This is a genomic window from Leifsonia sp. 1010 (assembly GCF_031455295.1).
In the GTDB taxonomy this organism is placed as follows: Bacteria; Actinomycetota; Actinomycetes; order Actinomycetales; family Microbacteriaceae; genus Leifsonia.
This window is the reverse complement of the sequence record NZ_JAVDSL010000001.1, coordinates 1,344,068-1,364,031: the sequence shown is the minus strand read 5'-3', so window position 1 is coordinate 1,364,031 and position 19,964 is coordinate 1,344,068. Positions and strand designations below refer to the sequence as shown.

At 70.9% G+C, this 19,964-nt stretch carries 16 protein-coding genes and 3 tRNA genes; 9 read left to right on the top strand and 10 right to left on the bottom strand.

The window, feature by feature from the left end; genetic code table 11:
- The first annotated feature begins 167 nt into the window (after positions 1-167).
- Positions 168-1,892 (top strand): RICIN domain-containing protein, encoded by a 1,725-nt coding sequence (locus J2Y42_RS06710; RefSeq protein ID WP_309856093.1) that lies wholly within the window; start codon positions 168-170, stop codon positions 1,890-1,892.
- Between the two features lie 68 nt (positions 1,893-1,960).
- On the opposite strand, the gene J2Y42_RS06705 is transcribed toward J2Y42_RS06710, so the two are convergent.
- Positions 1,961-2,953 carry a nitrilase family protein gene (locus J2Y42_RS06705; RefSeq protein WP_309856091.1) on the bottom strand — a complete coding sequence of 331 codons (993 nt, stop codon included), beginning with the start codon at positions 2,951-2,953 and terminating at the stop codon, positions 1,961-1,963.
- An 85-nt stretch (positions 2,954-3,038) separates the two neighbouring features.
- Between J2Y42_RS06705 and J2Y42_RS06700 the strand changes: the two genes are divergently transcribed.
- Positions 3,039-3,941: a LysR substrate-binding domain-containing protein gene (locus tag J2Y42_RS06700; protein WP_309856089.1), complete on the top strand. Its 903-nt coding sequence runs from the start codon at positions 3,039-3,041 to the stop codon at positions 3,939-3,941.
- Positions 3,942-4,099: 158 nt separating this feature from the next.
- On the top strand, positions 4,100-4,618 hold the full coding sequence (locus J2Y42_RS06695) for a hypothetical protein (RefSeq protein WP_309856087.1): 519 nt from the start codon (positions 4,100-4,102) through the stop codon (positions 4,616-4,618).
- A gap of 11 nt (positions 4,619-4,629) precedes the next feature.
- Here the strand turns inward: J2Y42_RS06695 and J2Y42_RS06690 are convergent, their stop codons facing one another.
- Together J2Y42_RS06690 and J2Y42_RS06685 are read right to left on the bottom strand one after the other, a co-directional pair.
- Complete coding sequence (locus J2Y42_RS06690) at positions 4,630-4,848, bottom strand: dodecin (RefSeq protein WP_309856085.1); 219 nt, start codon at positions 4,846-4,848, stop codon at positions 4,630-4,632.
- Positions 4,849-4,914: 66 nt separating this feature from the next.
- Entirely contained in the window at positions 4,915-7,521 is a 2,607-nt protein-coding gene (locus J2Y42_RS06685) for an Ig-like domain-containing protein (RefSeq protein ID WP_309856083.1), read from the bottom strand.
- Between the two features lie 353 nt (positions 7,522-7,874).
- On the opposite strand from J2Y42_RS06685, the gene J2Y42_RS06680 reads away from it, so the two are divergent.
- Both J2Y42_RS06680 and J2Y42_RS06675 read left to right on the top strand, forming a co-directional pair.
- Positions 7,875-8,261, top strand: coding sequence for a DUF4870 domain-containing protein (locus tag J2Y42_RS06680; RefSeq protein ID WP_309856081.1), 387 nt, complete (start codon positions 7,875-7,877; stop codon positions 8,259-8,261).
- Positions 8,258-8,491, top strand: a complete 234-nt coding sequence (locus J2Y42_RS06675; protein ID WP_309856079.1) for a hypothetical protein — start codon at positions 8,258-8,260, stop codon at positions 8,489-8,491. Before J2Y42_RS06680 ends, J2Y42_RS06675 begins: the two co-directional genes overlap by 4 nt.
- Here J2Y42_RS06675 and J2Y42_RS06670 read toward each other — a convergent pair.
- Positions 8,425-11,178 carry a BTAD domain-containing putative transcriptional regulator gene (locus J2Y42_RS06670; protein ID WP_309856077.1) on the bottom strand — a complete coding sequence of 918 codons (2,754 nt, stop codon included), beginning with the start codon at positions 11,176-11,178 and terminating at the stop codon, positions 8,425-8,427. The two genes, J2Y42_RS06675 and J2Y42_RS06670, sit on opposite strands and share 67 nt — an antisense overlap.
- A gap of 136 nt (positions 11,179-11,314) precedes the next feature.
- Between J2Y42_RS06670 and J2Y42_RS06665 the strand changes: the two genes are divergently transcribed.
- Positions 11,315-12,829, top strand: a complete 1,515-nt coding sequence (locus J2Y42_RS06665) for a hypothetical protein (RefSeq protein ID WP_309856075.1) — start codon at positions 11,315-11,317, stop codon at positions 12,827-12,829.
- A gap of 236 nt (positions 12,830-13,065) precedes the next feature.
- On the opposite strand, the gene J2Y42_RS06660 is transcribed toward J2Y42_RS06665, so the two are convergent.
- The 3 genes from J2Y42_RS06660 to J2Y42_RS06650 form a co-directional block, all read right to left on the bottom strand.
- Positions 13,066-13,139: transfer RNA gene (locus tag J2Y42_RS06660), tRNA-Met, on the bottom strand.
- Positions 13,140-13,184: 45 nt separating this feature from the next.
- A tRNA-Thr gene (locus J2Y42_RS06655) sits at positions 13,185-13,256 on the bottom strand.
- Positions 13,257-13,374: 118 nt separating this feature from the next.
- The gene (locus tag J2Y42_RS06650) at positions 13,375-14,331 is read right to left on the bottom strand and encodes an aldo/keto reductase (protein ID WP_309856073.1); all 957 of its coding nucleotides are present in this window, start codon (positions 14,329-14,331) and stop codon (positions 13,375-13,377) included.
- Between the two features lie 110 nt (positions 14,332-14,441).
- On the opposite strand from J2Y42_RS06650, the gene J2Y42_RS06645 reads away from it, so the two are divergent.
- The 3 genes from J2Y42_RS06645 (at position 14,442) to J2Y42_RS06635 (ending at position 18,235) form a co-directional block, all read left to right on the top strand.
- Positions 14,442-15,299: a pentapeptide repeat-containing protein gene (locus J2Y42_RS06645; RefSeq protein WP_309856072.1), complete on the top strand. Its 858-nt coding sequence runs from the start codon at positions 14,442-14,444 to the stop codon at positions 15,297-15,299.
- 133 nt (positions 15,300-15,432) lie between these two features.
- On the top strand, positions 15,433-16,461 hold the full coding sequence (locus J2Y42_RS06640) for a LacI family DNA-binding transcriptional regulator (protein ID WP_309856070.1): 1,029 nt from the start codon (positions 15,433-15,435) through the stop codon (positions 16,459-16,461).
- 25 nt (positions 16,462-16,486) lie between these two features.
- Positions 16,487-18,235, top strand: a complete 1,749-nt coding sequence (locus J2Y42_RS06635) for a glycoside hydrolase family 13 protein (RefSeq protein WP_309856069.1) — start codon at positions 16,487-16,489, stop codon at positions 18,233-18,235.
- Between the two features lie 13 nt (positions 18,236-18,248).
- Here the strand turns inward: J2Y42_RS06635 and J2Y42_RS06630 are convergent, their stop codons facing one another.
- From J2Y42_RS06630 to J2Y42_RS06620, 3 genes are all read right to left on the bottom strand, one after another.
- Entirely contained in the window at positions 18,249-19,061 is an 813-nt protein-coding gene (locus J2Y42_RS06630; protein ID WP_309856067.1) for an inositol monophosphatase family protein, read from the bottom strand.
- A 235-nt stretch (positions 19,062-19,296) separates the two neighbouring features.
- Positions 19,297-19,378: transfer RNA gene (locus J2Y42_RS06625), tRNA-Tyr, on the bottom strand.
- A 110-nt stretch (positions 19,379-19,488) separates the two neighbouring features.
- Positions 19,489-19,839, bottom strand: a complete 351-nt coding sequence (locus tag J2Y42_RS06620; protein ID WP_309856065.1) for a helix-turn-helix transcriptional regulator — start codon at positions 19,837-19,839, stop codon at positions 19,489-19,491.
- Positions 19,840-19,964: the final 125 nt, after the last annotated feature.

Below are 19,964 nucleotides of genomic sequence, written 5' to 3'. Positions count from 1 at the left end.
CGCCCTGACGCTAGAAGGCACGCGCAAGGCTACGCAAATAAATCGCATCAGACGGAAAAGGTTTCGCGGTCGTGGGGTCGCGCGAAACGTTTTCCGGCGTCTGGACCTGCGAGCGGACGGTGTTCAGACTGGCCTGCACCACTCGCCCACTCGAAGGAGCCGCAACGATGCGACGAACTCTGCGAACCGTGCTCGGCACTGCAACTGCGATCGGGGCCGTCTTCGGCCTGTCCCTGATGAGTGCTGCCGGCGCCAACGCGTATCAACCGAGCCAGCAGGACCTCTATCAAGCCACAGCCCCCGGGTCCTGCAACAAGAGCCCGTGCGTCCTCTACCCCAAGTCGGCACAACTGCCCGGCGGCCGGCTCGTCGCGGCGTTCGAGGACGACGAGTCCCCGGTCGTCGGCCAGACGCTGCCTCTCTACAAGAGCGACGATCTCGGCGACACGTGGCAGAAGCTCACCGATATCAAGCCTCCTGCCGCGCTGAGTTCCAGCCCTGCGTACGCGAAGTACACCAGCAACTGGACCAACCCGTTCTTCTACGTGCTCCCCCAGGACCTCGGCACCCTGAAGGCCGGCACGCTCCTCCTTGCGGACGTCGTGTCCGGCGCTGACATCGCCCCGAACCCCAACGGGAACGGCAACCGGCAGGACGTCGCCATCGCCCTGTACGGCAGCACCGACCAGGGCGTGACCTGGACCGTGAAGGGGATCATCGCGACCGGGCCGAATCAGGCGCAGGACCCGGTGTGGGAACCGTACCTGATGATGTACCAGGGCAAACTCGTCGCCTACTACTCGGACGAGAACGACTATGTCGGGTACGACGCCACGACCGGCGTGGCCGTGCTGGACCCGAACAACACGACCGCGCCCGATTCCGGCGGCCAGATCCTCGCGCATCGCACCTGGGACGGGATCGGCGCCTGGAGTGCGCCGGTGGTCGACGTCGCCGGCGACACCCAGACTCTGGCCAACGGAAAGACCGAGATCGGCGGTGGCCGGCCGGGGATGACCAACGTCGTTCCCACCACCGACGGCAAGTGGCTCCTCACATTCGAGTACTGGGGCGGCGGCGCCGACGTCCGCTACAAGATCGCGGACGACCCGACACGGTTCTTCGCCGACGGCAAGCCGTCCGGTGATCCGATCTCCTCACTCCCGGTCGCCACGTCCGGCCCCCTCGCGCAGGGCGGCAGCCCCGTCCTGAGCCGATTCCCGGACGGCCGCATTGCATACAACGCGGCCGGGAGCTCCGATGTGTGGGTCAACGCGTCGGGATCGAGCACGGGAACCTGGAAGGAGTACCGGACTCCCGTCGCCGCCGGTTACAGCCGGGCGCTCCAGTATGTGCAGGGCACAGGACGGCTCGAGATCCTTCAGGCCACCTGGGGCAACGGCAGCATCGGTCCCGTCCATTACGGTCAGGTCGACCTCGGCTACTCCGCCGGCGCCTACTACACGATCGTGAACCGCGCGACCGGCCAGGTGCTCAGCACCGATGCGAATAAGACGCAGGACGCCGACTTCACCGGCGACGCCCCGGACATCATCTCCTGGACGAACGCACCATCGAACGACACCCAGCGCTGGCATGTCGTGACGAAAGGCTCCAGCGTCACCTTCCTCAACAAGGCGGGTGGCCGCAGCATCGGCATCTGGACGGGGTCGGCAACGGCCGGACAGCGAGTAGCGCAGTGGGTCGACGACGGCGCTACCGACAAGCTGTGGAATCTCGTCTCCACCGGTGACGGTTACGTCCGCATCCAATCCGTGCGCAATCCGGCGCTCTACCTGACCGGCGCAGCCTGGAGCGGGACCACCGTTGCGAACGCTGTGCCCGCCGGCGACCACTCGCAGGAGTGGCAGCTGGTCCAAGCAACGCCGTGACGCGCTGACGACAGCGAAACGGCGGCTGATCATCAGCCGCCGTTTCCGTCGTCTCGACGTCGACGGGTTCAGTCTTTCGCGCGCACGTCGAGAGGGACAGGATCCGACGAGTGGCGGGCCGCCCGCGCATCCCTCTCGAGACCGGTGGGGCGGGTGAGGATGCCGTAGAGCTCGGGTCTCCGGCCCAGCAGCCAGCGTCGGCCCGTCGCCAGCGGCAGCAACGACAGGTCCAGCTCTGCCGTGACCGTCGCCTCATCCGCCACATCCGTCTCGGCGACGATCCGTCCATACGGGTCCAAGATCATCGCGTTGCCCGTGCGGATCTCGTCATCGTCCTGGCCGATGCCGTTCGAGAACAGCACGAACAGCCCGTTGTCGTGCGCTCGGGACGGCAGCCAGCGCATCAGCCACTCGCGACCGGATGGGCCGTTGACGGCTTGCTGAAGCGCCTGCGGGTCGCGATGCCGATTCGTCCACAGCTCGGTGGGGATGGGCTTCATCCCGTACGGGCTCCTCGAGTTGGTCCCGCCCGTCTGGTGCGGCGCGATGAGCACCGTCGCGCCATGCAGGGCGACGGCGCGGACGTTCTCGACCAGGTTGTTGTCCCAGCAGATCAGGATCCCCATCCGGATGTTCCACGGAGTGTCGAACACGGTGAAGGAGTCGCCACTGGAGATGGCGGGGTGTTCGAAGGCGTGCAGCTTGCGGTGGATGTGGACGCCACCGTCGGGCAGGCAGACGGCATACGAATTGAAGAGGCGCGAACCGCTGCTCTCCAGGAAGCCTGCCCCGACTCCGATTCCCAGCTCGCGGGAGATGCGCGCCAGGGCGGAGACCAGGGGGCCGTCCGCCGGTTCGGCGTGTTCCCAGAGCTCGGCCTCGCTCCGCTTGGTCAGATGCCAGTAACCCAGCAGACACATCTCGGGAAAGACGACGAGCCGGCTGCCGTTCTCCGCGGCTGACCGGGCGAGGGATCGGACCGTGGCGAGATTCCTCTCCTTCCCCAGCGGGACGGCCTCGAATTGGACGACGGAAGCTCGAAAGCCGGATTCGGTGGTCACGGTGAGTCCTTTCCTCTGCGTCCAGCCCAGTGCACCGCCGCCATAAAGTCCAATGAAGTTTCGGCAATTCATATAACTTCTAGGAATGGACCTGCGTCTCTATCGCGCTCTCGTCGCTGTCGCCGACGCGTCGTCGTTCAGCCGCGCCGCCGAGACCCTGTCGATCACGCAGCCCGCTCTCACCAAGCAGATACAGCAGCTCGAGGCCTTCATCGGCGCGCCCGTGTTCATCCGCGGACGCTCCGGCGCCGAGCTCACCGCTCTCGGGGAGCTCCTGCTTCCCTCAGCGCGCGAGCTCGTCGAACGGGCCGATCAGCTGGAAGCGCAGGCCCGCCGCATCGCGGCGGGCGACGTCGGTCAACTGCGGATCGGATTCGGGCTCTCGACGCTGACGATCGCTCCACGCGCGGTGGCTCGTTTCCGGCGAGACCATCCGGATGTCCGGGTCGTGCTCGACGACATGTCCTCGGCGGTGCAGGCCGAACGCATCGAGCGGGGCCTGCTCGACGTCGGCTTCATGAGGCTCCCCGCGCCGGCGCCGCTGGACTCCGTCTCGCTCGAGACCGATACTCTCGCCGTCGCCTCACCCGCGGGATGGGATCCACCCGAAGACGCCGCGGGTCTGGTCCCGTGGCTCGATGCGCATCCCGTGATCGCGCTGGCCGAGGACCGCGGTCCTGGTCTGTCCGCGCAGGTCCGCCGGTACTTCGCGGAGTCGGGATCGAGCCCCGCGCCGGCTCAGTATGCGCGGGACATCCAGACCGTTCTCGCCCTGGTCGCCGCCGGTGCCGGGGTCGGTGTCGTCCCCTACAGCGCGCGCCGTATCGCTCCCCAGGGGATCACGTTCCAACCGATCCGAGCCGCCGCCTCCAGTTGGCACGTCGGAGTGGTCTGGCATCCCGGTCGGGTGACCCCGGTCATCCGGAAGTTCCTGGAAGGCGTCGCCGCCAACGCGCCAGCCGATTCGCCCCGACGATCGACCAGCTGACAAGACCCGCGCACGTGTCTCCACCGAATCCGCGCAAGTCAACCTCTCCCTGATCCGCGAGGCGGGTGATTGCCTGGGGCCCAGGATCAGCGGGGCACGAGCGCCTGCTCGACGAGAACGGATGCAGCATGTCGGCACGGAATACAGCAGTTCGAGCAATGCACGATCTGGGCCTGGCCGCCTGGTTCGGCGGCACCCTGATGGGAGCCGTCGGCCTCAACGGCGGCACCGCGAAAGCGAAGGATCCATCGGAGCGACTCCGGCTGTCGTCGGCGGGATGGGCCAAGTGGGCGCCGGTCCAGCTCGGCGCGATCATCGTGCACGGGATCGGGGGCGCAGGCCTGATCGTCGGCAACAAGGGGCGGCTCGCCGCCCAGCCCGAGGCGCGCGGCAACACGGTCGTCAAGCTCGTGATCACCGGGCTGGCCGGAGCTGCCAGTCTGTATTCGGCCATGCTGGGCAAGACGATCGGCGAGAACGCCGACGAGGGCGCCGAAGGCGTGACCGAGCCGGACCCGACGGCGTCGGAGAAGCTCGCCGCCGCTCAGAAGAAGCAGCGCATCCTGCAGTGGGTGCTTCCGGCGCTCACCGGTGTTCTGATCGTGCTCGGCGCGCAGCAGGGTGAGCAGCAGCGACCGGTGGCGGGCTTCCTCGACAAGTTCACCCGTCGCTCCTGACACGCGCCGCGTCAGTCGGCGAGTTGCTCGAGCCGGAATCCCACTTTCATCGTCACCTGGAAGTGCGCGACGCGTCCGTCCTCCACTTCGCCGCGGGTATCGGTCACTTCGAACCAGTCGATCTCGCGGATGGTCTTCGACGCTCGCTCGATCCCGTTGCGTATGGCCGCATCCGTCCCGTCCGGCGATGTGCCCACGATCTCGATCACTCGGTATGTGCGGTTAGTCACGGCCACGCTCCCAACGCTCGATCCGTCTGCGGATGGGATCAGTCTGCCGCGTGCCGCGCAGCGCCGCTAGATGCTCGAGCGACCGGCGCGACGGCGACGGAAGCCGAGCAGAGTGCCGCCGACGAGCAGAACCGCCAGCGCCCCGAGCAGGGGCGGAAGGAGGTCGCAACCGGTCGCGGCGAGCGGGGCAGGTGTTCCGTCGCCGGACGAGGCGACGACGGGGGCGGCGCCCGGTGTGCCGGCCGGTGCGGCGACGGAGACGACCCGCACGCTGATGTCGGCGGTTGCGCACGTGGTGGGGTCGGCGGCGAGGCAGAGCCGGTATTCGAATGCGTACTGTCCTGCGGCGATGCCTGCGGCTAGCCGGACATCGCCGCCCGGCTCGATGGTGACACCGGCGGGAGCATTCACTGCGGATGCGACGACATCGGCGGCGGTGCTCGGCTGTCCGTCGACGCTTCCCGATCCGATCACGGTGCCCGCAGTCCCTCCGGCGGGCGTGCCGCTGAGCGGCGACGGGGAGGCGGCGAGCGCCGGGGCCGAGACCGTCACGCGGATCTGACCGGTGGCGCACAGCGTCTCGTCGGGCGATGGCGCGCAGACCTGGTACACGAACTGGTCGTCGCCGGCGAACCCGGCACCCGGGGTGTACCGAAGCACGCCTCCGCCGACGAGGGTGACCTCTCCATGGGCCGGCGAGGTGGTCACGGTGAACGCGGAGCCGGCCGCCGTTCCGGACGAGAGGTCGACGTCGATCGCCTCGCGGTACGTCGTGGCGAGGTTCCTGTCCGCCGCAGCCGGACCGATCACGAGTGCGAGCGTCGCGGGCGCCGAGCGCGCTCCTGTGGTGTCCGCGACCGAGTACTGGACCGACGCCGTGGCGCCGGCCAGGCCCGCGGCCGGGGTGAAGGTGACCGAGCCGTCCGCGGCGACAGCCGCTTCGCCCTCGGGCAGGGTGACGGAGGTCGTCGCCGCGCCGGTCGCCGGATCGATCAGCCGCAGAGTGGACGCATCGACCGGCGCATCGCCCGGGACATCGTCGGCGGCGGGCTGAGCCGTCACGGGCTGGCCCGCTGCCGTGCGGAGCCGGTCGTCGGTGGCGGTCGGCCCGACGGACAGTGCCGCGCTGAACTCCGAGGTGCTGCCTGCAGCATCCGTCGCCGTCGCGGTCACAACGGCCTGTGCGGGGATCGTCGTGGGGAAGGTGACGTCGAAGGAGGCGACGCCGGCCGCGTCCGTGGTGACGGGTGAGGAGCCGAGCGGCGCGGCGCCCTCGCCGTGACCGGTGGCGTCGCGGGTGGCGCTCAGGTAGAAGTCGAGCGTGTAGGTGGCGTTCACGGCGCCTGTGTAGGTGCCGGTCACCTGCGTGGAACCGCGCTGCACACGCTCGAGCACCGGATAGTCAACGAGCGTGTTCGGCCCTGTCCGCACGACGCCGGCGGGGCCGTTCGCCGTCACGCCGTCGTCGGCGAGGTCGATGCCCAGGCCCCCGTTGCCGTCGATGGCATTGCCGCGAACGGTCACGCGGGAGCTGGTGTCGGTGGTGCCCGCGCCGATCGCGATGCCGTCGCCCCCGTTGCCGGTGATGGCGTTGCCGTCGGTCGTCGACGCGCCACCGATGGTCACGTCGGCCGCGCTGACGGTGGAGACGCCGTGCCGGCCGTTTCCGGTGATCGTGTTGCCGGTGATGGCGACCGGTCCGGCGAATGCGCCGCTGCCCGTGCCGCCGACCAGGGCGATGCCGTCGGTGGCGTTGTCGCGTATCTCGTTCGCCTGGATCAGGAGCCCGCTGTTCGCGCGCTGGATCGTGATGCCGGAGCCGGTGCTGTTGGCCACGATATTGCCGGTGATCTGTGCACCGGAGGTGGAACCGATCCCGATGGCCGTCGCATTCGGCCCGGCGACTCCGCCTGCCGCATCCACGCCGAATCGGTTGTCGGAGATGACGAGTCCGCTGGACAGTCCGCCGACCCCGAAGGCGTAGTTGTTGCTGCAGTTGATGCCGATGGCGGTACTGCCGCCGAACACGTTGCGACGGATGGTGACTCCGGACGGGCCTGCCTCGCCCGAAAGGGTGTTGCGGCAGAGCACGCCGGTGCCGTCCGGGTCGATTGCGCCGCTCGGGGAGACGCCGAAGCTGTTGTCCTCCACGGTCAGACCGTCCGGGAAGCGGAAGGAGCCGCCGACGGCGGTGCGAGCACCGACGACACCCCTGGAGGTTCCGGTGATCGAGAGACCCCGGACGGCGACGGGCTGCGGGGTCTTGGGGACCAGGATGGTGGCCCCCTTGAGCTGGACCTGCGGTGAGGGCGTCACGCCGGGCCCGCAGACGGCGCCAGGCTGTGAGCAGCCGTCGAGCGTGACCGAGGCGCTGATGGTACCGAGCACTGGGAGGGCCGTCAGCGGAGCGATGAGGTGCGGCCCGGGTCCCGGGATGGCGAAGGTGATCGTGTGCGTCCCCGCCGTGCTGTTCGCGTCGGTCATGGCCTGTCTGAGCGACCCGGCCCCGCTGTCGGCCGTCGTGGTCACGGTGAAGGTGGCCGCCTGGCTCGGCACGGCAGGCACGAGGGCCATCCCGAGGGCGAGGGCGGCGGCGGCGAGAAGCCCGGCCGAGTTGCGTGCGATCCGGCTCGGTCGGGGCACGCCGGGCGAAGCTGCGCTGTTCTGGCTCACGGAACTCCATCCGGTGTGTTCGAGACTGGTTGCGACCGCTGGTCCCGCGAGGGCTCGACGCGGAGTCGATCCAGGTCGGCTGTCGGGGTCGAATGTACCGGTGGACCAGCCCCCGAACGCCGATTTTCACCCCGGCATCACCCCGGGATCACCCTGGCCGTCACGGAGCCCCGACGCCCCCAAGGTGGACACATACCCGCCCGGGCATGTGCGAGGCGTCGCGGCGCCGCGCGGTGCGTAAACGCAACGTTGCAACGTCCTCGCGGCCCCCTCTCCGGCGGCGTCCCCGCACCTACGCTCGGTCCTCGTCCGCCCCGACCGGCGCGGACACGAACCCTGAGAAGAGGAATCCCATGTCCACCGCGCCCGACCGCCCGCAGCCGAATCCGCAGCCCGCCGCCCACCGACCCGACGAGTGGGCGGCCTCCGATCAGAGACTGTGGGCAATGCTCGTCCACCTCGGCGGCATCCTGCTCGGCTGGCTGGCGCCCCTCCTCGGCCTCCTGCTGCTCACGGACCGCGGCGCCTTCGTGCGCCGCCACGTCGTCACGGCGCTGAACTTCCAGCTGACCCTGTTCCTGGCCGCGCTCGTCGGCTACATGCTGAGCATCGTTGCCATCGGCCTGCTGCTGCTGCTCGCCGTGTTCGTCGTGAACGTCGTCTTCAGCATCATCGCCGCGCTGAAGGCCAACCAGGGGGCCGAGTACGTCTATCCGCTCGCGATCCGGTTCGTGCGATGAAGGCGCACCGGAACCGCTTCGTCCTGAGCGACCTGCTTCCCGCCGCCATCCGCGCACGCGGTGGCGAGTGCACCCGGGAGTCGGAGCGCGCCTTCGCCGATCTCCGGGCCGTCCAGACGGCGCTCGAGGTCGGCCCGCTGCCGGCGACGGCGCACGTCGCCAATCAGCGGTCCAGCGAGGCGGCCAGCCGCATCATCCCGTCGAAGTCGAGCGAACGGCCCGCGGTATAGGCCTCGGCGTAGGCGTCGGTGGTCAGCCCGGCGGCCGTGAGGTCGCGGTGCCGTTGCGCGTCGTCACCCTCGGCCGCCACCGGGTTGTAGCCGTAGCGCAGGCCGATCTCGTCCACTCCGCCGAAGAGCATGGCGCCCTCTCGATGCCGCTCGACGCGGGCTGCCGCGCCGCCGAGGAGGTTGAGCAGCGCAAGCGCACCGGTGGGGTCGCCCCCGCGCAGAGCCGTGCGCGCGCCGTTGTGGAGAATGCGGATGGCGTCCCGCGGTCGTCGCACATCGATCAGCACCTTGCCCGTGACGTACTCGCTGGAGGTCTGCGCCCAGGCGTGACCGGTGCTCGCCGCGAGGGCGCGCGCCCGGCCGAGGCTCTCGAGCGCTTCCGCCGGTCGACCGAGCGCACGCAGCATCTGACCACGCGACATGAGCACCTCGCTGCGAACCCAGTCCGGTGCGGCCACCGAGAGCTGCGCGGCCTGGTCGGCGAGCTGCTGCGCCGTCCCGGGATCGCGCAGCAGCGAGTGGCCGTAGGCGGCGTAGGCGAGCAGCGACGAGAGCGTCGCGTGGTCGCCGGCGGCCTGCGCACGGTCGATGCCCGCACTCACGAATCCGAACGCCGCCTCGGCGTCCCCGGACTGGTAGGCGAGGTTCACCAGCCCGCCGAAGGCCGCCGCCTCCACGGCCGGTGCGGCATCGCCGGGAAGCGCCAGGGCCGCCTCGATCGCGGCACGGCCCTGCACGAGCAGCCCGCGCTTGAACCAGTGCCACGCCTGCGCCGCCGAGATGCGCAGCGCCGTCTCGCGGTCGCCGGCCGCCACCGCCGTCTCGTGAGCCAGTTGCAGATCGGGCGCCGCCGAGTCGAACGCATCGTGCGCCGCCGGAGCGTCGTGCGTGCGGACGCGCGGTGCCAGATCTTCGGCCAGCCGGGCGAAGTAGTCCCGGTGGCGGCGGTACCAGCCCGCGAGCTCGTCGGGGTCGCGCAACGGCCGCGCGAACTCGCGAGCCGACTCCAGCAGGCGGTAGCGCCGCGCGCCGAGGTCGGTCTGCTCGACAGCGACCAGCGACTTGCGCGCGAGCGCCACCACCGCCGCGCGGACGGAATGGCCGGGCTGCGCCGTGCACACCGTCTCGGCCGCCTCGATCGTGAACGAGCCGGCGAAGCCCGAGAGCTGCACGAACACGTCGTGCTCGGCCGGGCTCAGCAGGCCGGCACTCCAGCGGAGGGTGCTGGCGAGGCTGCGATGACGGTCGCGGGCGGCGTCTCCATCCGCGGCGTCCTCCTCCGCGTGGTCGTCCCGGAGAGTCGCATCGAGCTCGTCGATGGAGAGGACGTCCGCGCGCGCCGCCGCCAGCTCCAGTGCGAGCGGCAGGCCGTCCACCAGGCGGCAGAGCCGCTCGATCGCGGGCCGCTCGGACGCGGACGGCTCGGAGCCGCCCCGCACCTCGGTCACGCGCTGGCGGAACAGCGTCTCCGCCTCCTCGCCGAGTCCGGTCACGCGCAGCACGAACTCACCCGGCACGCCCAGCGGCTCCCGCGAGGTCACGACGATCCCGAGCCCTGCGGCCCGCCCGAGCAGGTCGAGCACGAGCACCCGGACGGCCGGGATGAGGTGCTCCGCGTTGTCGAGGATGACGAGGCCGGGCGCACGGGAGACCCGCGCGATCACCGCGTCGAGCGTCGCGTCGCCGGCGCCGACCGCTTCGGCGACCGCTCGCAGCACGCCCTCCTCCCGCGCGACTCCGGTCAGGTCGACGAGCCACTGCTCGGCGTCGATGGTCCGGGTCGCGCGGCGCGCGCTCTCGATCGCGAGCCGGGTCTTCCCCGCACCGCCCGGCCCCGCGATGGTGATCAGCCTCTGCTCGCCGCGCACGCGCTCCATCTCGGCCAGCTCCCGGTCCCGTCCGATGAACGGCGTGAGGGGAACGGGGATGCCGTGCCGCTCGACGGCGGCGGCCTCGGGCACCGCCACCGAGGTGGCGGCGCGCAGGATGGACTGCCTCAGCTCCGGGATGCGCTCCGGCATCGCGAGACCAGCAGCGGCGAACGCGGCACCCTGCTCGTCGAGCACCTCCAGCGCCTCCGTCGTCCGTCCCGCAGCCGCGAGGGCACGAGCCAGCGCTCCGGCAAGCGCCTCGTCGAGCGGATGCGCGCGCACGCCCGAGCTGAGCGGCCCGATGGCGTCGCCGGGCCTGCCCAGCGCCACGGCGGTGTCGCCCACGCGCTGGAGGGCGGCGCGGCGCGCATCCATCGCCCGCTGCCGCTCCGGCTCGGCGAAGGGGAACTCGCCGAGGTCGGTCAGCGGCTCGTCCCAGGTCGTCAGTGCCGCGAGCAGCACGTCGTGCGCGGCCCGGTCCTCGGCGTCGCGCGCCTCGGCGACGGCCTCGCAGAACCGCAGCAGATCGACCTCCGCACCGACGAGCGCGTAGCCCGTGCGGCCGCCGAGCAGCGCCGGGCCGAGCGGACCGGAGCGCAGGCGCGACAGGTAGACGCGCAGGGTCGTGGCGGCGTTCTCCGGCGCGTCCTGCCACAGGTCGGCCACCAGTTGGGCGGTGCTCAGCCGACGGCCCGCGGCGAGTGCGAGCCGCGCCACCAGGGCCTGCGCGATGCCTCCGCCGATCGGGACGGCCTCGCCGTCCACCTCGACGTGCATGGCTCCGAGCACCGCGATTCGGACGCCTCCCCCTGACATGGATGTCAGCATATAGGCCGCGCCGGACCCGTCCGTAAACGAATCGTTAGCGGCCTGCTGCGGCTGGCCCAGCGGGTTCTCCGCCTCCGTAGCGTCGTTGTCGTCATCCCAACACCGACCTCGAAGGAACACGACAATGACTGCGAAGCACGCGTCAGCGAAGCACCCGCCGCGCCGACGCGCCACCCTGGCCCTGGCGGGCACCGCGATCACCGCGGCCACCCTGCTGCTTCCGACGCTGGGCACTCCCGCGTACGCCTCCGATGCCGCCGATGCCGCCGCATCCGCCTCCACCGCACCCCTCTCCGCGGCCGACTCGACGGCGCCGGAGCAGAGCGCGACCGAGCCCGCCGCGGCACCCTCGGCGGCCGCTCCGGAGACGCCGGCGGAGCCCGAGCCGCCCGTCGAGCCGGCCCCCACAGACCCGGAGCCGACCGACCCCGAGCCCACCGACCCCGAGCCGCCCATCGACCCGGCCCCCACGGACCCGGAACCGACGGACCCCGAGCCGACCGACCCGGAGCCGCCCGCGGACACCACGGCGCCGATCGTCCGGAACCTTTCGCCGGTCCCCTACGCGGTCTACGCCGCGGACCGTGCGATGTTCGTGGACTACTGGTGCGAAGACCCGGAGTCCGGCATCGACAGCTGCTCCCTGGTCGACACCGCGACCGGCGACTCCTACGGCCTCGGCCAGCAGGTGACCCTCGCGGCGGGCGACTACGAGTGGCTCGGCACCGCGATCAACGGTGCCGGCCTGAAGACGGAGACGCTCATCCCGTTCACGGTCACGAACGACGACGTCAGTGCGCCGGACGTCACCACCGACTGGACGCAGCCCGTGAACGGCTGGACCAACCGCTGGTGGCTCACGGTGAACGCGACCGACGACAAGAGCGGCGTCGACGCGATCTACGCGAAGGACTCGCAGCGCACCCTGCGGGTGGAGGGCAATACGCTCAGCTACCTGCTGCGCGACGGCGAGAACTCCGTCACCGTCTGGGCCGACGACATGGCCGGCAACGAGAGCGCGCGGCAGACCCTGGTGATCCACGCCGACCACCAGTCCCCCACGGCTGTGCTGGACCCGATCGGGCGCCCCGGCCCTGACGGCAAGCGTCTGCTCGACCTGGGCGAGTACGCCCGGTTCGGCTTCACCGCCGACGACGACCTCTCCGGTGTGGACAGGGTCGACTCGACGCTGCCGCAGGGCTCCGCGATCGACACGGTGAAGACCGGCGACCAGCTGGTGAGCGTGACCGTCGTGGACAAGGCGGGCAACATGGCCCAGGACTCGGTCGTCGTCCAGGTGGTCGACCCCGATGCTCCCACCGGTCCGGCGGATCCGACCGATCCCACCGACCCGACGGACCCGACCGGTCCCACTGACCCGACCGACCCGACCGACCCGGTGGATCCGGCGCAGCCCGCTGAGCCCGGCGCCCCGGGCGCTCCCGCACGGCCGGCCGGAACCGCCGTTTCTCCCATCCAGCCGGCGAACGACGGCCGCGCCGCGGCCGAAACCGGCTCCGAGCTCGCCAGCACAGGCTCCGACACCCGCCTCGGTGCGGCCCTGTCCGTCTCGCTGGTACTCGTGCTGCTCGGCGTGATCGCGATCGCGATCTCCCGCCGACAGCGCCGGGCGAGCTGACGCTCACCGTCAGGGGGTGAGCCGACGCTTCCCCACCCAGGGGCCGTCTCCGATCGGGTTCGGAGGCGGCCCCGACCCATGTCCGCAGCACCCCCGCGTTCGTGCGGACGACGTCGTGGGTGAGTCCGACCGACCACGCGAAGCGATTGAATCGTGGGCCGGATGTGGGCAAGTAACCACAGGAACGACGAAACGGCGGCTGATGATCAGCCGCCGTTTCCGTGTTTCAAGACCTGTAGCGAGGGCGGGACTCGAACCCGCGACACCACGATTATGAGCCGTGTGCTCTAACCACCTGAGCTACCCCGCCGTGGCATCCCCACGTCGAGCGAGCCAGTCGCAGGACGGGAGACGGAGCCCCCTGTGGGAATCGGACCCACTACCTCTTCCTTACCAAGGAAGTGCTCTACCAATGAGCTAAGGGGGCGGAGCCGTGACGGCTGGAGGCACGTCGTTTTCGGCAACCGTTCGAGGATACCACCCACGACAGGGTGCTCCGTACCAATGCGGACGCCCGGCAGCGACGGCCCCGCCCCCTGTGAGGCTCAGGCGGCCTTTGCCGCCTCCGAGGCCCCGGCGAGCGCCTCCAGCTCGTCGCCCGTGAGCTCGAGGTCGACGGACGCGAGGAGGTCCGGGAGCTGCTCTGTGGTGCGGGCGCTGGCGATCGGAGCGGTGATGGTCGGCTGCGCGGCCAGCCAGGCGAGGGCGACCGACGCGACGGACGCGTCGTGGGCGGCGGCCACCTCGTCGAGGGCCGAGAGGACGGCGCGGCCGGTGTCGTCGAGGTACTTCGCGGCACCGCCCGCGCGAGCGCTGTCGACCGTGACGCCGTCGCGGTACTTGCCCGTGAGGAAGCCGGCGGCGAGGGCGAAGTACGGCATCACACCGAGGCCCTCGCGCTCGGCGATCGGGCGGTACGTGGTCTCGTACCCGCGCTCGACCAGGTTGTAGTGCGGCTGAAGGGCGACGGCGCGGTGGAGCCCCTCGCGCTCGGTGATCCGGAACCACTCGTCGATGCGCTCCGGCGAGTAGTTCGAGATGCCGATGTAGCGGACCTTGCCCGCATCGACGAGGCCGGAGAGCGCCGCGACCGTCTCCTCCAGCGGCACCGTCTCGTCGTCGAAGTGGGCGTAGTAGAGGTCGATGTAGTCGGACTTCAGCCGCTCCAGCGAGGCGTCGGCCGCCCGGCGGATGTTGTCGGCAGCGAGTCCCTTGAAGTCGGGGTGCTGGCTCACCTTGGTCGCGAGCACCACCTGATCGCGGTTGCCGCGCGCCTCGAACCACTCGCCGAGGATGCGCTCCGAGTCGCCGCCGGTGTTACCGGGCACCCACGCCGAGTAGCCGTCGGCGGTGTCGACGAAGTTGCCGCCCGCCGCGGTGTACCCGTCGAGCACGTCGAACGATGTTTCCCGGTCGGCCGTCCAGCCGAAGACGTTGCCCCCCAGAGAGAGCGGGTAGACCTCGAGGTCGGACGAACCGATCGTGCGGCGCGGTGCAGTCATGCTGTTCTCCTTCGTTGTGTCGTTCTTCCACGCTAACGCGGTCGGCCCGGGGCTATTCCGGCTCTCCCTGAGGGTGTGGAAAGGTTGCGGCGGACCCGTACTGTGGACGGGTGCGCACCGCTGAAGACCCCCGCCGCGAGCTGAAAGCCGACTGCTCCCGGTGCGTCGGGCTCTGCTGCGTCGCCCTCGCCTTCGCACGCTCCGCCGACTTCGCGTTCGACAAGCCTGCCGGCGACCCCTGCGTCAACCTCGACCACGACGACCTCTGCACCATCCATCCGAGGCTCCGCGAGAGCGGCTTCCGCGGCTGCACGGTCTTCGACTGCTTCGGAGCCGGTCAGCAGGTGACGCAGCACACCTTCGACGGGAGGGGATGGCGCGACGACGCCGACCGCCGTCGTGAGATGTTCGCCGTCTTCCCGCTCATGCGCCAGCTGCACGAGCTCCTCTGGTACCTCGAGGAGGCACTCGCCCTGTCCGCGGCAGCCCGCATCCATCCGGCCCTCCGGCGTGCACGCGCCGACGTGCGGACGCTGACGGACGCGCCGAGCTCGGTCATCGTCGATACGGACATCGAGGAGTTGCGGGGGCCGGCCGCCGAGCTCCTCCGCGAGGCCGCCCGGCTCACCCGCGAGGCCGGTCCGGTCGGCACCGGACCCCTCGGCTCCGGCCGGAAGAAGACGGCGCGCTCACGCATCCAGCCGGGTGCAGACCTCTTGGGCGCCGACCTCCGGGGAGCGGACCTCCGCGGAGCCGAACTCCGCGGCGCACTTCTCATCGCCGCCGACCTCCGCGGCGCCGACCTCTCCCGTGCCGAGCTGATCGGAGCCGACCTCCGGGATGCCCGCCTCCATGGTGCCGACCTGCGCGAGGCGATCTATCTCACCCAGGTGCAGGTCAACGCCGCGACCGGCGACGCCAGCACCGTTCTGCCGCCGACGCTCGACCGCCCCGGCCACTGGGCCTGACCGCATCGCGTCACAGAGTGCAAACGCTTCCACCCCACTCGCTATACTGCCGCTGTGCGCGGCCAGCCGCCCGGCACCGGCGGACGCAAACGCTTCCACCGCATCAGACACGACGCGAGACGCAGGAGGTGGGATGCCCGGGATCGACGATGTCGCGCGTCTCGCCGGCGTCTCCACCGCCACTGTCTCCCGCGCTCTGAGCGGCAACGGCCCGGTCTCCGACCGAACACGAGCGCGAGTCGTCCAGGCGGCGTCGGAGCTCGGGTATGTCGTCTCCTCTGACGCGTCCAGCCTCGCCTCCGGTCGCACGCGCAACATCGGGGCCGTCGTGCCGCACCTCAACCGCTGGTTCTTCACGTCCGTCATCGAGGGCGCCGAGCGCGTCCTGCTCGGGCAGGGCTACGACCTCACGCTCTACAACCTCAGCGGGGACGGCGGCGAGCGCCGTCGCGTCTTCGACCACCACCTCCTGCGCAACCGGGTGGATGCGGTGTTCACCGTCTCGCTCGAGCTCGCGGAGCAGGAGGTCGGCCGCCTCCTGGCGCTCGGCAAGCCCGTCGTCGGCGTGGGCGGGCCGCTGCCCGGCGTCAGCACGCTGACGATCGACGATCTGGCCGTCGCGCGCCTGGCGACGGACCACCTGATATCGCTGGGCCACCGCCGCATCGCCCACATCGGCGGCTCGCAGGAGTTCGACCTCGACTTCCACATCCCGACCAGCCGGCGGCTCGGGTACGAGCAGGCGCTGCGGGATGCGGGCCTCCCCGTCGACGAGCAGCTGCACCGCGCCTCCGACTTCACCCTCCCCGGCGGGTACGACGCCGCGAAACAGCTGCTCGGTTCGCCGCACGAGCGCCCGACGGCGATCTTCGCCGCCTCGGACGAGATGGCCATCGGCGCCATCCTCGCCGCCCGCGATCTCGGACTCTCCGTCCCTCGCGACGTCTCCATCATCGGCATCGACGACCACCCGCTCGCCGACTTCTTCGGGCTCAGCACGGTCGCGCAGCATCCCGACCGGCAGGGCGAGCGGGCCGCTGCTCTGCTGCTGGACGCCCTCCAGGCCGCGCGCGCCGCTCCTGCCCGAGCGCGTCCCGAACCCCTCAGCCACACCGCTCCGGCGGATCTGATCGTGCGGTCCAGCACCGCCGTCCACCCCTGACCATCACAACCGACACGAACACGAGGTGACCACCATCGCCGCTCCGACCCCCCTCCCCCACACCGAGCTCACGCCGTCGGCCCCCGGCCGCGAATGGTGGCGCTCCGCCGTCATCTACCAGGTCTATCCGCGCTCCTTCGCCGACTCGGACGGCGACGGGATGGGCGACCTGCCCGGCATCACGCACCGCCTCCCCGCTCTGCGCGAGCTGGGTGTGGATGCCGTCTGGCTGTCTCCGTTCCAGAGCTCTCCGCAGCGCGACGCCGGGTACGACGTCTCCGACTACTGCGACGTCGACGTCCGCTTCGGCACCCTCGCCGACTTCGACGCGATGCTCGCGACCGCGCACGACCTCGGTCTGCGCGTGATCATCGACATCGTCCCGAACCACTCGTCGAGCGATCACCGCTGGTTCCAGGAGGCGCTCGCTGCCGGCCCGGGAAGCCCCGAGCGGGCGCGCTACATCTTCCGCGACGGGAAGGGCGAGAACGGCGAACTGCCGCCGAACAACTGGGAGTCGATCTTCGGCGGCGCTGCGTGGACGCGCATCACCGAGGCCGACGGCCGTCCCGGTCAGTGGTACCTCCACCTGTTCGACAAGTCGCAGCCGGACTTCGACTGGGAGAACCCCTGGGTCTGGGAGCAGTTCCGCAACGTCCTGCGCTTCTGGCTCGACCGCGGCGTCGACGGCTTCCGGGTGGATGTGGCCCACGGCATGATCAAGGAGGCCGGCCTCCCCGACTACACCCCGCCCGCGCACATGGGCAGCATGGGCGGGACGACGCCGACGCTCGAGACCGGCGGCATCCCGCTGGAGCCGGAGATCGCGGCGCATGCCGGCGGCGAGCCGCCGACGCCTCCCTACTTCGCGCAGGACGGCGTGCACGCGATCTACCGCGACTGGCACAAGGTCCTCGACGAGTACACCGGCGACCGAGTGCTGTGCGGCGAGGCCTGGGTGGAGCCCCTCGACAAGCTCGCCCGCTGGGTCCGGCCGGACGAGATGCAGCAGACCTTCAACTTCGCGTACCTGGAGACCCCGTGGAACGCGTCCGCCCTCCGCAGCGTGATCGACCGCTCGATCGCCGCGTTCAGCAGCGTGGGCGCCCCGAGCACCTGGGTGCTGTCCAACCACGACGTCGTCCGCCACGCCACGCGCCTTGCGCTGCACGGCGAGAACCTGCAGGGGCACGGCATCGGTCCGAAGACCACCGGCCTCCCCGACCCGGTCTTCGCCCTGCACCGGGCGCGCGCGGCGACCGCGCTGATGCTGGCCCTGCCCGGTTCCGCCTACCTCTATCAAGGCGAGGAGCTCGGGCTGCCCGAGGCGATCGATCTGCCGGACGACGCGCGCCAGGACCCGACGTGGTTCCGCACGAACGGCGAGCGGTACGGCCGTGACGGCTGCCGCGTCCCCATCCCGTGGGAGGGCACCGAGGCGTCGTACGGTTTCGGGCCGACGGCCGCGAGCTGGCTGCCCCAGCCGGCGACCTGGGCGGCGTATACGCGGTCGTCGCAGGCGGGCGTTCCGGGTTCGACGCTGACGATGTACCAGGACGCCCTGGAGGCCCGGCGTCGCTACGACCTGGCGTTCGGCTCCCCCGAATGGATCGACCTGGGCGGCGACACGCTCGCCTTCCGCTCCGGTGAGGTCACCGTGGTGGTCAACTTCGGGGACGAGCCGGTGGAGCTGCCCGAGGGCGAGGTCGTCCTGGCGAGCGGGGCGCTCGACGGGCGGATGCTCCCCCGCGACACGACCGCCTGGATCGTCTGAGCCCTCCCGCGCGTCACTCCCAGTCGGCGTAGAAGCGCTCGACGCGGGGGTGCAGCTGCTCGAAGAGGTCCGGCGCGGCCGCCACCGTGAGGCGGCGGTCGGCCGGGCCTCCGTCGATTCCAGCGACGCGCGCTCCGGCCTCCTGAGCGATCAGGGCGCCGGCGGCGTGATCCCACGGGTTCAGTCCGCGCTCGTAGTACCCGTCGAGCCGGCCGGCGGCGACGGAGCACAGGTCGAGGGACGCGGCGCCGATGCGGCGGATGTCGCGCACGTCGCCGATCAGCTCGGCGACGAATCCCGCCTGCCGGCGCCGCACCTCGGCGTCGTAGCCGAAGCCGGTGCCGATGAGGGCGAGCGGCAGCTCCACCCCTTCGGTGACGTGGATGGGCTCCCCGTTCAGCCGCGCCCCTCCCCCGGTGTAGGCGGTGAAGACCTCGCCGGAGACCGGGTTCACCACGGCACCGGCGAGCGTCTTCCAGGTCGCGGGCTCCGGATCCCCCTCGACGACGGCGATGCTGACGGCCCACGCCGGGATGCCGTAGAAGTAGTTGACCGTCCCATCGATCGGGTCGACCACCCAGGTCAGACCGCTCTGGCTGCTGCCGCCGCCGGACTCCTCGCCGAGGAACCCGTCGCGCGGGCGTGCGGCCGAGAGCGCGTCGCGGATCAGCTGCTCCGTCTCGCGGTCGGCGCGCGTGACGATGTCGCTGAGCGACGACTTGGAGGCGGCGATCTCGACGCCGTCCTGGCGGCGCTGCAGCGCGAAGGCGGCGGCGCGGCGGGCGACGGTGGCGGCGATCTCGAGCAGCTCGGCGTTGGAGGTCATGCCTCCAGCCTGTCAGACCTGTGCGCGGTGCGCCCCGGTGCGCCCGGTGCGCCCTCTCCCGTCGGAGATACGCCCGCCCCCGTCGGCGATCACGGCTGAAACCCTTCCGATCGCCATCCCCACCGCGGCCGGCCGGAGATTTGGGCCGTTTTCTCCGACGATGCGCCCGCCCCCGCTCATGACGAAAGCCCCCGGCCGGTGGCCGAGGGCTTGTCGCGAAACGTTCCGAACGCGGTGGCGAGTGAGGGATTCGAACCCCCGAAGTCGTAGACAGCTGATTTACAGTCAGATCCCTTTGGCCGCTTGGGTAACTCGCCATTGGCGCTTTCGACCACCAGTTCACTCGTGACCGAAGGCGCCACACAAGAATACTCGGCGGGCGGCTGCAGACGAAATCAGCGCCCGCTCAGCGGCCACACGGCCGGGGTCAGGCGGCGAGAGCGACGACGCCGGAGGTCTGCGCGGCACCGCCGACCGCAGCGGACTGCAGCTCCAGAGTGGATGCGGGCTCGCGCTCGATCTCCCGCTCCGGCACCAGAGTCAGCACCTGCGCACCGGCGAACTCGGCCGCGACGCGCGTCAGGAGCTCACCCTCGCTGATGCCCAGTACCCGGCACAGCGCGGCAAGGATCTCAGAGGACGCCTCCTTGCGACCGCGCTCGATCTCGGAGAGGTACGGGACCGACACCCTCGACGTCTCGGAGAGCTCGCGCAGCGTCGTCCCGCGCTCCGTCCTGATCCGGCGGAGCACCGATCCGATCGCATGCCGTACGAGCATGCGGCCAGCCTATGTCGGCTCGGCCGTTTCCGCGCCCGTCGATTTCGGCGGTTCTGCTCTGGGCAGAATCTCCGGTAGACAGGTACCGGGCCCGACGCCCGCGCATCCGCTCAGGAGGACCCGAC

Bases quoted from the DNA above. Each gene is read 5' to 3' on its own strand.
- J2Y42_RS06710 (WP_309856093.1), top strand. From the start codon at position 168: ATGCGACGAACTCTGCGAACCGTGCTCGGCACTGCAACTGCGATCGGG.
- J2Y42_RS06700 (WP_309856089.1), top strand. From the start codon at position 3,039: ATGGACCTGCGTCTCTATCGCGCTCTCGTCGCTGTCGCCGACGCGTCG.
- J2Y42_RS06695 (WP_309856087.1), top strand. From the start codon at position 4,100: ATGCACGATCTGGGCCTGGCCGCCTGGTTCGGCGGCACCCTGATGGGA.
- J2Y42_RS06680 (WP_309856081.1), top strand. From the start codon at position 7,875: ATGTCCACCGCGCCCGACCGCCCGCAGCCGAATCCGCAGCCCGCCGCC.
- J2Y42_RS06675 (WP_309856079.1), top strand. From the start codon at position 8,258: ATGAAGGCGCACCGGAACCGCTTCGTCCTGAGCGACCTGCTTCCCGCC.
- J2Y42_RS06670 (WP_309856077.1), bottom strand. From the start codon at position 11,178: ATGTCAGGGGGAGGCGTCCGAATCGCGGTGCTCGGAGCCATGCACGTC.
- J2Y42_RS06665 (WP_309856075.1), top strand. From the start codon at position 11,315: ATGACTGCGAAGCACGCGTCAGCGAAGCACCCGCCGCGCCGACGCGCC.
- J2Y42_RS06650 (WP_309856073.1), bottom strand. From the start codon at position 14,331: ATGACTGCACCGCGCCGCACGATCGGTTCGTCCGACCTCGAGGTCTAC.
- J2Y42_RS06640 (WP_309856070.1), top strand. From the start codon at position 15,433: ATGCCCGGGATCGACGATGTCGCGCGTCTCGCCGGCGTCTCCACCGCC.
- J2Y42_RS06630 (WP_309856067.1), bottom strand. From the start codon at position 19,061: ATGACCTCCAACGCCGAGCTGCTCGAGATCGCCGCCACCGTCGCCCGC.
- J2Y42_RS06620 (WP_309856065.1), bottom strand. From the start codon at position 19,839: ATGCTCGTACGGCATGCGATCGGATCGGTGCTCCGCCGGATCAGGACG.